This window comes from Bartonella sp. AP57NXGY, assembly GCF_042195805.1.
Taxonomy (GTDB): Bacteria; Pseudomonadota; Alphaproteobacteria; order Rhizobiales; family Rhizobiaceae; genus Bartonella.
Map to the genome: position 1 here is coordinate 55,848 of NZ_JBHIOZ010000005.1, position 12,183 is coordinate 68,030.

7 protein-coding genes are annotated in these 12,183 nt (G+C 35.3%); 5 read left to right on the forward strand and 2 right to left on the reverse strand.

The genetic code is table 11. From position 1 onward, the window contains the following. Positions 1 to 269 precede the first annotated feature (269 nt). Positions 270 to 1,040, reverse strand: a complete 771-nt coding sequence (locus tag ACFIL8_RS01725) for an energy transducer TonB (protein WP_375671849.1) — start codon at positions 1,038 to 1,040, stop codon at positions 270 to 272. Between the two features lie 243 nt (positions 1,041 to 1,283). Between ACFIL8_RS01725 and ACFIL8_RS01730 the strand changes: the two genes are divergently transcribed. The 5 genes from ACFIL8_RS01730 to ACFIL8_RS01750 all read left to right on the forward strand — a co-directional run bounded on the left by ACFIL8_RS01730 (position 1,284) and on the right by ACFIL8_RS01750 (position 7,622). Further along, a complete protein-coding gene (locus ACFIL8_RS01730) occupies positions 1,284 to 3,461 on the forward strand; it encodes a TonB-dependent hemoglobin/transferrin/lactoferrin family receptor (protein ID WP_375671827.1) in 2,178 nt (725 codons plus the stop codon). A 263-nt stretch (positions 3,462 to 3,724) separates the two neighbouring features. Next, complete coding sequence (locus ACFIL8_RS01735) at positions 3,725 to 4,768, forward strand: hemin-degrading factor (RefSeq protein WP_375638087.1); 1,044 nt, start codon at positions 3,725 to 3,727, stop codon at positions 4,766 to 4,768. Between the two features lie 18 nt (positions 4,769 to 4,786). Beyond that, entirely contained in the window at positions 4,787 to 5,689 is a 903-nt protein-coding gene (locus ACFIL8_RS01740) for a hemin ABC transporter substrate-binding protein (RefSeq protein ID WP_375649502.1), read from the forward strand. A 5-nt stretch (positions 5,690 to 5,694) separates the two neighbouring features. Then, the gene (locus tag ACFIL8_RS01745; protein ID WP_375668209.1) at positions 5,695 to 6,792 is read left to right on the forward strand and encodes a FecCD family ABC transporter permease; all 1,098 of its coding nucleotides are present in this window, start codon (positions 5,695 to 5,697) and stop codon (positions 6,790 to 6,792) included. After that, positions 6,789 to 7,622, forward strand: a complete 834-nt coding sequence (locus ACFIL8_RS01750; protein WP_375629313.1) for a heme ABC transporter ATP-binding protein — start codon at positions 6,789 to 6,791, stop codon at positions 7,620 to 7,622. The genes ACFIL8_RS01745 and ACFIL8_RS01750 overlap by 4 nt, the downstream gene beginning before the upstream one ends. Before the next feature lie 1,121 nt (positions 7,623 to 8,743). On the opposite strand, the gene ACFIL8_RS01755 is transcribed toward ACFIL8_RS01750, so the two are convergent. Beyond that, positions 8,744 to 9,718, reverse strand: coding sequence for a tail fiber protein (locus tag ACFIL8_RS01755; protein ID WP_375611203.1), 975 nt, complete (start codon positions 9,716 to 9,718; stop codon positions 8,744 to 8,746). Positions 9,719 to 12,183 lie beyond the last annotated feature (2,465 nt).

Sequence of the window (12,183 nt, forward strand, 5' to 3'; positions counted from 1 at the left end):
ACCTTTAATTAATAAAAGCTATAGCTCTATCATCCCTTAACTCCCAATGTTGCAAAAGCCCTTTCATTTAGAGCACTCATAAGAAGTATATTCACTGCTTTTTAGAAGTTTTTTATCCATGCTCCTCCTCAACTTGTATCATAAGTAAGCGGATGGTTTTGATTGATTCAACATCAAAAAAATTCGAATAAATTATATTTGAACTTTCATTAAAATTATAAACAATCATTATAAATCAATATATTATAAGAAAGCGCCCCGCATAAAAATCAGCTAAATATTAGGGATACTCTAATTGTTTTATTCACTTTTGATGGTGGTGGTGGTGGAAAAGAACCAACGCGTCGAAGGGCTGCCATCGCTAATCGATCAAGTTCCGGGTCACCAGCAGAGACTACTACACGACTAGAAAAAATACTCCCCTGCTCATGCACCATAAATTCTAACTTCACCGTTCCTTTTGTACGATTGGTGCGCTGTCCCACAATATAATTTTTTTGTCTTTCTAATTGTGACTGTACCTTTGCTAACCACTCCATTAACAACATATCTTCAAGCCCTGCTGTCCCGCCGCCCTTGTTGATGGAAGAAGAACGTACCGCCTTTGCATTGGAGCGCTTTACTACAGCCTTTGGCATCGGTATTGTTTTTTTGATAAACGCTTTATGCTCCACTTTTTGAGGTAGGGGTTCTTCCAAAGGCTTTAAGTCATCTTGTTCTACTATATGCTGAGGTTCTTCCGATTGAACTTCATCCACGGATTCCAATCCTTCTGACTCCTGCTCTAGGAGATCAGACTGTAATACTTCTTGCTCTGTATTAATATCCAACTCTCTATGAATATCTGGCAAGTCTGTATCAACATCCGGATATACAGTTTCTTGCATAAAAGTCAGCATAATCTCCGACGAGAGCAAACCATTACTTATACCAGTACTTTGAAAATAAAACTGTGCTGCCAATAATACATGCAAAAAGAAAGCCCCAATAAATGCACCAATCCAAAGAGTTAATAATTGTTTCGTATTTGCAAAATTCATCGTTTCTTCTGCCACTATTTTAAGCTTAATATTGGTGTTCAATCTCATTAAAACAGGCTATTTTGAAATTGCAACTTTTTTCTTGACTGATTTTGTCATGTTTAATATGGTCTTCTAATGATTTTGTGCCGTTGTCAAAATCATTCCTGCTTGGCTGGCAAGTTTTAATCAGTGAGTCCAGCCTTTTTGTATTAAAAAAATTTCAAAACAGAGAGGGGATGTTTAAAAGGGTTATGATGTGTTATGCAAATAAGACGAAAAAATATCTATAAAAGCTGTGTAATTTTAAGTGCATTATCGGTCTGTATACCTTCATTTGTTTTTGCACAAAATAAAGATGGAAGTGCTGTCACTGAACTTAAACCAATCCTTATTAAAGGAAAAAAAATAGAAGATGCTTCAAATTCAATAACCATTCTGACTGATCGTAAGACCAACAAGAATATTGATGAAAGACAAATAACTGATGTTTATGATGTGAGTCGTCTTAATCCTTCCGTATCCTATAACTCAGAAAATAACAGTTTCGTTATTCGGGGTTTAGATGCAAACCGTGTTCTTATGACAATGGATGGTATTTCTCTTCCATGGTTTAATGATATATTCCGTGGTGGAGGTGGAAACACAACTTTTGATTTCAATGCTCTTTCTACGTTTGATACTATTCAAGGATCAGATTCTAGTCTTTATGGTTCTGGCGCCTTAGGGGGAATCATTGCGTTGCGTACCCTTGATCCTGAAGACCTGATCGTGGAAGAAAAGAATTGGGGAAGCCTTATAAAAGGTGGTTATAATTCTGTTGATAACAGCTGGCGCATCGATCAAGCTTTTGCTGTGCGTAATTACCAGACATTTTTACTTTTTCAAGGATCTTATGTAGAAGGTCATGAGCGCAAAAATATGGGAACAGTAGAAGGGTATGAGGAACGCACGCGCAAAAACCCTTCTCACTTTGATAAAAATAACTTGCTTTTTAAAATTCATCAATATTTGAGTGATAATCACCGCCTTGGTTTTACCGCAGAGCGTTTTGGTCATAATAGTAACACACATGAATTAAATTCGTCTAAAAGATACGCTCCAGGTTCCGTTTATGAGCAGGATAATAAACTTCGTGAGCGCTTTTCTCTTTCTTATAATTATAATGGTAATGGTGATGCAGTTCTTGATGCGTTTAATGGGCAGCTTTATTGGCAAAGGCAATCAAGTCGTTACGTTATGACAGGCGTTCGTGTTTCAGCTCCCAAAGGGGATTATTTGAGAGATAATTTCTTGCGTAATATCAATTATGGTTTCAATGCTGATGCCCTTAAAAAAGTGGATTTTGGCACTATAAACCATACGTTAAAGTTTGTAATGAATGTTTCGTCATCTAAATTTCATCACTATTTGTTAGGTAAAGACAATTGTCATATAAAAGAATACGCTCGGGGATGTCTTTTTGTTCCTGCTAATCGATCAGATTCACCAGACACAAATGGTTACAATTTAGGTTTTGTTTTTGAAGATGAAATTGGGTTGGTTGATGATCGTTTTCGTATAACACCGGGAATCCGGTATGATTGGTACAAATATGTTCCTCAGAAAACACCTTCTTATGAGAAAGCACTGATTTCTGATAAATTCCCTCCAGAAAGAAATGGTTCACGCTTTTCTCCTAAATTACGCGTGGAGTGGGATGTTCGTAATCAAGTAACGCTCTATGCTCAGTGGGCACAGGCTTTTCGTGCACCACGTATTTCAGAACTTTACGTCTCTTATATCAAACCTTCTGCTTATTACGTGAAAGGGAATCCTGATCTTCAACCAGAAACAAGCAATGGGTATGATGTTGGTCTACGGTATGGAAATGTAAATTTCGGTGGTTCCTTCAATGCCTTTTTCAATAAATATAAGAATTTCATAGATACTGAGGATAGAGGGCCATCAGAGGAATTTAGATTTGCGCGTCGGCATTACATGAATCGTTTTCACGTGCAAATTTTTGGTGTTGAGACAAAAGCCCATTTAGTTCTTAAAAATGGTTTTCATAGCAATGTTGCTCTTGCTTATTCACAAGGAAAAGATCTTGATAAAAAGGAGTATCTTAACTCAATTCCTCCTTTGAAAGCAGTTATCGGATTAGGATATGCAAAAGAGGTTTGGGGAAGCGATATTATCCTTACTTTGGCAGCTAAACGTGACAAAGTAGCCGGAGAATCTGATTACCAAAAAATTCCAGGATATCATGTCGTTGATATGACAGGGTGGTGGAAACCATTCGGTGAAACGGGACCTATTCTAAGAGCCGGTGTTTATAATCTTTTCAATACAAAATATTGGAATGTATCTGAACTTCCTTCAGGTAAAAGTTCAACACCAAAAGATTATTATAGCCAGCCTGGTCGTAACTTTAAGGTGTCGTTTGTACAAAAGTTTTAGTCACTTCTGTTAATTATTCGGTCAATAAAATCGTATTGATAAAAGGATTAATTATTGTGTTTCTATTTTCAACATCTTTAAAATTACAAAGATTTGGTAGAAAAGTTTTAATTCTTTCTGTTTTATCGTTTTTTGATTGCTCAGCTGTTGGCGATAGAGTGTTATTTTGTGATAGATTGAACTCTTAAAAGAATTTAATTTATTGCCTTGGAATTGTAAAATTTGAAAGTTAGTTTTTGAGTTAAGTAACATAAGGTAAATTCATGGCACATACAGCTGAAATGATTCTTCGTTTGCGTGAAGAAAAAAAAGAAATGCGAAACCGCGATTTTGCGGTTTCGATTGGTATATCTGAAGCGGAGCTTATTGCGGCTTATTGTACCATTGGAAAAGCAAAAAGGCTACAAACTGATGTTGCTACTCTCTTGGAAAATGCACCTCGACTTGGAACCGTCATGGTCTTAACTCGCAATGAATATGCTGTTCACGAAATAACGGGACGCTTTGAAAAAATTGTTCAAAACGAACATATTCCTATCACACTTGGTGAAATTGATTTGCGTATTTTTACAAAACAATGGAAGTTCGGTTTTGAATATGATGTCGTTATTCTTGGAAAACCTACAAAAAGTCTGCAATTCTTTGATCAACATGGCGTTGCTATTTTAAAGGTCTATTCTAAAGATATGACAAATATGGAAGAGTGGAATGAACTTGTTGAAAAGCTCCTTCTTGAAGATCAGTCTCCTGTTCTTAACATTCTTCCCGTTTCTCTCCCAGCCCAATGTGACATAACAGAATTGGATATTGAGAGTTTTCGGGATCGTTGGCGGAAAATGACAGATGTACACCAACTTCACAAAATTATTTCCGAATTTAAAATTAATCGACATCATGCTGTAAAATATGTTGGTAATGAATTTGCCGATGAATTACAGGTAAATGCTGTTGAAATAATGCTTAACCAAGTCGCACAACAAGAACTGCCAATCATGTGTTTTGTTGGGAATAAAGGGTGTATTCAAATTTTTAGTGGGACTGTAAAAAATATTAAGCAAATGGGACCTTGGCTTAATGTTCTTGATCCAAGATTTGACCTTCATTTACTCACGTCTGGGATTGCTAGAGTATGGCATGTTCGCAAACCTACCCGTGATGGTTATGTCAGTTCACTTGAAGTTTTCGATAAAGATGATGAGATGGTTATTCAATTTTTTGGCGTACGCAAGGAGGGTCAAAAAGAACGTGAAGATTGGCGTTCTTTATTGAATAGTTTGCCATCATGCCAAGAAAACAGCAGTAACTAAGATAAGATAAGGTTAGACATGTTCATATCTCTTTTACATAGGTTATCAAACCTTTTTCTTACGTGTTTACTGCTCTCTCTTACTTGTTTTTCTAAACAAGTAATTGCTGAACCTGCAACGCGTTTTCCTGAAAATGCTCGAATTGTTTCTATCGGCGGAGCACTTACAGAAATTGTCTATGCATTGGGAGCCCAAGATCAACTTGTCGCCCGTGATAGTACAAGCGTCTACCCACAAGAAGCGCTCAAGCTTCCTGTGCTTGGATATATGCGTGCTCTTTCACCTGAGGGGGTTTTATCACTTGCTCCAGAGGGTATATTGCTTGTTGAAGGAAGTGGTCCCGCTTCAACAATTGATATTCTCAAAAAAACATCAATACCTCTGGTGATCATACCAGAAGACTACTCCCGTGAAAATGTGATAGAAAAGATTCGCCTCGTTGGTCAAGCCATTCATCGGGAAGTGCAAGCCGCGGCGTTAATTGAGAAATTGAAGCGTAATTTTTTAGACAACGATGCGCGTTTGGCGAAAGTAACAACACCAAAGCGTGTTCTTTTTGTTTTCTCTGTGCAAAATGGACGCGTCATGGCATCTGGAACAGGTACTGCAGCTGATAGTATGATCAAACTTTCAGGCGCTATCAATGCTATCACCGATTATAAAGGATATAAACTTCTCAACGGCGAAGCATTATTGAAATCAGATCCTGATGTTATTTTGCTTGTAAAACATGGTGCAAGATCAACCAGCATTGATAAGATTTTAGCCATACCGGCAGTTCAAGCAACAACTGCAGCGAAAAATCATGCCATAAAACAGATGGATGCTATGTATTTTTTGGGATTTGGTCCACGTACTGCAGACGCATCAAGAGAGCTTATTGAGATACTTTATGGTGCACATCAAAACGGTAAGAGCTGATAAAAATGGTAGACGGTACATCCAAGATGCATTTACCTAAAGAAAAAGAAGGTAAAAAAATAAACCGTTCAAAGCAGGGAAAAATTTTATTATTAAGCTTAATAATATTCCTTATTTTCAGTATTTTTGGTGGGCTCTTGAATGGTGCAGCAAAGGTTTCTTTCGTTGATCTCCTCCATGTGATACTTACACAAGATTTTTCGCTAAGTAGTAAAACGCGTGATTACCTCGTGCTCATCGACATAAGGCTTCCCCGTGTTATCTTGGGATTATTAATTGGAGCAGCCTTAGCTGTCTCCGGTGTTCTTATGCAAGGGCTTTTTCGTAATCCTCTTGCAGATCCCGGAATTGTAGGTGTATCAGCAGGTGCTGGACTTGGAGCAGTCTTAGCAATTGTTGTCGGCATTGCTTTTCCTGTTTCTTTTGCACCTTTTCTAGAGCCTTATAAAGTTATCATAGGTGCTTTTTTTGGTGGACTTTTATCAACGATTATTCTCTACATAATAGCAACGCATAATAGCTTTACCTCTATTGCAACCATGCTGCTTGCAGGTATTGCTCTTGGTGCATTAAGCAGTGCTGTTGTCGGAACATTGATTTTTGTCGCAAATGACCAACAACTGCGTGATATCACTTTTTGGAGTCTGGGCTCTCTTGCGGGCGCTACATGGTTGAAAGTATGGCTTGTTCTCCCTTTTATCGTTATTGGTCTTCTTTTCTCTCCCTTTTTATCACGAGCACTTAATGCCCTTGCTCTTGGAGAAGCTGTTGCTGGCCATATTGGTTTCCATATTCAACGCGTCAAAAATATTGCTATTCCCCTTGTTGCTCTTATGTGCGGTAGTGCTGTTGCTGTCAGTGGTGGTATTGGTTTTATTGGTATTATTGTTCCTCATATTTTACGTCAACTCATAGGTCCTGATCATCGCTATCTCATTCCTTGCTCTGCTCTCTTGGGAGCAGCATTACTTATTTTTGCTGATATGTTTGCACGCTTAATTGTTGCCCCCGCAGAATTGCCGATTGGGATTGTAACAGCACTTTTTGGTGCACCTTTCTTTCTATGGATCCTTATATGCAAACGAGGAACAGACTTTTCATGATTGAAGCGACAAATATTTGTGTTCAGCGCGGAAAGAAGCAGATTCTTAAACACATTAATCTTCAAGCTAAAAGTGGTGCTTTTACCATTATTATTGGTCCTAATGGATCAGGAAAAAGTACTTTTATCAAAGCTCTGAGTGGTGAAATTCCTTACAGTGGAAAAATAACCTTAAATGGTTATAATGTATGCCAAACAAAAACTCATGTAATGGCAAAAATGCGCGCTGTACTACCACAATCAACAACGCTCGTATTTCCATTCTTAGTCCATGAAGTTGTAGGGCTTGGCCTTTCTGTAAACCAATTTAGCATTGCCAAAGCCGAATTGCAAAATCTTATCCAGAAAGCTTTAGAGTGCGTTGACCTTTCTGATTATGGCAACCTGTATTATCACCAATTATCAGGTGGAGAACAAGCTAGAGTACAACTTGCCCGTGTACTTTGCCAAGTCTGGAAACCTGTTCATAATGGGATTCCTCGCTGGATGATATTAGATGAACCTATTGCTAGCCTCGATATTCAACATCAAATCATCGTTATGGATATTGCTAAACAATTTGCTCATTCTGGTGGCGGCGTTCTTGCTGTTCTTCATGACCTCAATCTCGCGGCACATTATGCAGATAACATGATCTTGCTCAAGGAAGGTGAGATTTATTGCGAAGGAAATGCAACTAATGTGTTGACAACACAAAATCTCCGCAATGTTTATCATTGTTCTTTAAACGTTTCTGAATTACCTAAAGAAGATATCCCTTTTATACTCCCTCAAACGACATCCTCCTATGAAATTAGATCTCTAGGCTATCGGCTTCAATCTAAAAACTAAAGTCCATAGCAAAATAAAACACGCAAATATTCAAGAATCTTTTTTATTTTCATATGAACTCCTTTTTGTCATCTGTCATTAAAAAAGAAGACCAATTACCCTAAAGATATTTTTGGAAAAAAATACCAGTTTAAAATCTTTTAAGATTTTACGTAACTAAAAACATGTGAAATTTTATTTGCTATCAAACTGTTATATCATACAAATTTATACAACATAAACATGCGTTTTCCCACTCTTTCTATCACTTTTATCTTTATAAAAATGATTCAAGAAATGCGTATAAATGCCTTTGTTATAATAACGGGTGTATTATTATATCTTCTAAGGACCATATAGAAATCAAGTACCTTTCTCCCCTGCATAAAAGATTTATTTGTAACTTTAATGGTAATGTTTTCTTTATAATACATATATTTTAGCTTTTTGTATAAATAAATATTGATTTACAATGATATTTTTACTTTTCTCTCTCTATTAAAAAATTGTTTATTGGCATATCATAAAGAATTAACCTATTGAATAAAAACTTTAAAATAAACTCAATAACGCTTCTTGTAAGCCCCCTAATGCAAAAACAATGCGGAATATAGGGATGAGGAGAGAGTATAGAAATAGCGTTTGTCTTCTGCTTCATAAGCATAATGATGATTCCACTCAAAGGGGAACTATCATTTACAGATAAAGCCTCCTACCATGGCAATGCAAAGAAATGAAATCGACAACAAGGTGAGAAATCTCTTTATAAGATGAATTAACTCATACAGGGATATGCTATTTTTGTACAAAAAAACGCTAAAAATATTGTACTTTTTTATGCCTCAGGTTGAATAATTTTATTACCTTCCCCTATCAAAACACCTTGTGAAAAAATATATCTCCAGATCTCTTCACGGCACAGTTTAAATGATTTTTACACATTTTCCCTATGTTATCATATAATTATAAAATAAATTATATCCTTAACTCTTTCTTTCAATCATTTTAAAATTGTTTTTTGACGCTCTCAAGTATTCTATTAACAATATAGATTTCCTTTTCATATGCATAGAAAATAACGCGGAATTGCTCCGCGTTAACAAAATTATCAAGGTGTATAGATTATTATTACTTAAACATACTCATGATTTTATAGCATAGACAACGGTTGTATTAACAGGGCGCGTTTCTGCCTCACCCGTATGGGAAAGAGTTACCTTGTGTGTATGTGCACCAGCAGAAGCTGTTCTCCCTTTCAGGGTTGCATTATAAGTATAATGATTCGGGAGTCTCCCAATATCACCAACGGGCCATCCTACCCCTTGATACTCAAAATTATGCGCATGCTCGCCTGCGTTTTCAATACTCCCAATATGCGTATGTGATTTTATGCTATCTTGTTGTTCATCTGCAAACTTTCTACCACCATCTAAACCCCGACCATTATCAAAGCCGCGTAAAAACATGCCTCTAAAATCGGGAACTTTAAAAGTTTTATTGCTGTCTTTTCCCCATTTATCACCTATTGCCTCGAATAACTGCGGATAATCTTCACGCTTATAGGCCTTACCATCACATAAAAGCCAACCATTTGGCACATTTTGCATAGCAAATGTTGCAATGAATCCAGAGGGGAAACTTTCTATCTTTGGTGGTGTAGGGTTTAATAAATACCAACCCTCATGCTCTTTTATTAAAACACCATTATTATATACCATTTCATAAATGCCATCTGTTTGAAATTCTCCACCTTCTAATGGTATAACCCCCGTATCAGTGGCTTTATAGATAAGCTTTTCTCCTATATTATTAACAGTTATTGTTGTCACGCCAATATTTACACCACAAGCTTTAAAACGTATGACGATATCATTGTTGTATTTCTTTATAGGCGAAACTGTCTTTAAGGTAATTAATGTTGTTTTATCTTCCAAATTTACTATAAAGCTTGAATTAATAGATCCACCATTATCTGCAAGATATTCGCGCACACGCTGCATCATCGCCCGTGCACTATCATTAACAGAACTAGGCGGCTGTCCTTCTGCCCAATTAATGATACTATCTGAATAAGCATTTTCATCAGCCTTTAGAGACCAATCATAGATATTAGACATTTTAAATCCCCCATTATTTTCATAGTTTTTCTAACAACTTCTCGTTCTGTGCACTAAAATGTGCTGCCGCTGTTTATTGGTACATCATAACCACTGCACCATCCTTATTTACGCATTTTATCTCTCTTCACTCCTTCCAATTTTATAACCTAAATTCACCAGACGCTTTTCATAACATTAGTATTAATGCTTTCTCTTCTAATGTATAATGTAACCACCTCATCTGATGTTACTTAATATCTTGTTTTGTTGCTTTGCTGTTGTTATATAATTATTTTTTCAATCTTGCATCTTGTTGCAAAATTTATAAATACTTCCAAAATTTTTCTTATTATGGATTTCATATAACCATTACTGAATGTAATAACTTATCATCTACATAGAAAGTTTCTGACTTAAACATTATCTTTTTTTATTTTTTTCAATAGTTTAAATCTATCTCGTCGATATTTTATACCATATATTTTAAACAAAGAAATTCTATCTTTTGGCTATCATTTGTATTAAAACTTTAAAAATTAGCTTCAAATTTTTTGCATGCTTCATTATGTTTTTATTCACATGCAGATACTTTGTTCTATTTTATTCAATTGATTTCTGAAATTGTGTCACAAGATTAGCACCAATGTTTTTTTGAATAAGCTTTTGTTCAATCTAAATGTATCACAGAGAATATATTCAATATGGACATTTGCTCCACACTTTCATTAAACTGGAAATAAAATACTTTGAAATATTAAATATCACACACCTTCACAAAATTTGAAGGTTGTATCCGATCCGGAAAAAATTAAAAAGCATAACCTAGCGCCCTCCCCCAATTTTTATGAACAATATCCTTGTTTTTTAAACGCCCCATAACCAACTTTTCCCCTCCCACACTTAGCACACTTGCCTCTATATATTATTATATGTATATCTTTTTTGCAAGAACAATAAATCATTCTAAACAACATCTTGCAATTATTGGTGTTCTTTTTAATTCATGGCAATATCAAAAAGCATTCTCTAAACTGTTTTTCTAACTCATCTGCTTCATCAATCCAAACAAAAAATACGCTCCATCGATTTAACACTTGCTATACCCTTAACTATCAAAGAAAACACCTTACAAAATCTTGCATAAGTAGCCAGACAATTGGACTATCCATGGCTTGTTTTTTCCAAATAGAATATCCCCTCCACTCATTACCGACTTTATTTTCAGTGTTCTCTGCACCTTTAACTTCTATCTTCCTTTTAAAATACACATCATTTATTAGCTACACCCTTTACACGCCTTTACCAGCTCTAGATGGGATTATTCTTTACTGTTTTTGAAGCTATTGCTATATTTTCTAATGTAAGAAATATTTTCTTTAGGTAATAAAAAAACCAGTAATTTCAGACGTTATAGATGTATAACGCTATACATAATCTTACCATACATGAATGAAATGTGATCTACTCTACAAAAGATATAATACGTATTGATATGAATATATTGATGAATCCACAAAATAAACACACAAAAAGAAAGATGAAAATATGAGTTTTGGAGATCTTATCGTATGTAGTATATTAGGATTTTTGTTTACAATCTTTTCATTGGGGCGGGATGCTTAAAATCGTTACAGTAGAATGGAAAAAAGAATATTTTAGGTGTTCTTTTCTATTCCTTCCAGCATTTTCTTCGTTATTTAGCGCAGTCGCACTACTTAAATATGTTTTTTTGAACAAGACCTAAAAAACAAGCTGTTTTTATATCCTTCATAATGTGCATAACGAGTTTTATGATGTGAGTGGGACAATGCAAAGCGATTATAAAATGCTATGGTACTCCAAATAAAGAATTCTCTGATGCATTTATCGATGAAGACCTTGTTGGCGCATTTGCCTATCTATGGAGTGTACCAATCATCTCTGGCTGTATAGCTGCAGCTTTTATATGGCTACCATTTATAACACTGTTAATAACAGTAATATTAGTGGGAATTTGGTTACTCTTCCTCATAATTCCCTACTTATTCAAAAATTGTTTTTCCGCAAATTTATTCAATTTTTATCTTGTTTTATAATAATAATAAGATAATTACATTATAAGTAGTAAGTTTTTCTTGCATATAACACATAATTAGTTATTTTTTATCTGTAAATATTGTTGCACGATATCATATGGCTCTTAAATGAATTTACGTATACTTTTGTGCTAAGATACATCCTTTTGCTTTCCTTTCTCTTCCAACTATTTAAAAGTGTTGGTGAAATCTTCATATGAAAAGCCAACGTCCATTTTTATCGTTATTTTTTTATTCATCTTCACAATTTTCAAAAGATTCAAGACAATATTATTTTTAATAATAAAGATTAGGTATTGTTTCCCGCTTTTGTTTATCGCATTCTTAATGGGAACATCCCCCTCATGAAGAATAGAATGCCCCAAACAAAATATAATGATATTGCATATTACGCACTTTTTAAGAAAT